This is a genomic window from Leifsonia sp. HAY1-4F, from assembly GCF_056755275.1.
Map to the genome: position 1 here is coordinate 1 of NZ_JBNDHX010000567.1, position 240 is coordinate 240.

1 protein-coding gene is annotated in these 240 nt (G+C 76.2%); it reads right to left on the reverse strand.

Annotation, left to right across the window (positions count from 1 at the left end; translation table 11 throughout):
- A partial coding sequence (locus tag ACPYOG_RS20520; RefSeq protein WP_481295912.1) for a hypothetical protein occupies positions 1–240 on the reverse strand: 240 nt, incomplete at both ends.

The window sequence follows — 240 nt, forward strand, 5'->3', positions numbered from 1 at the left end:
GCTCCGTTCTCCCCAGCCCCGTCGCGCCACTCCGCCTCCCAGAGGAAGACCTCGGGCAGCGCCGCGCGAGCCACCTCCAGCGTCCCGACTGGCCGCGGCTCCCGGACGGCGGGAACCGCGAACTCGCGCGACGCCACCACCGCTCCATTCAGCCCCAGCGCCCGCAGCACCAGCGTGGAGCATGCCGCGACCGCGTCCTCCGCCCACAGCCAGGCCTCCGCCGAGGCCGTCTCCTCGCCG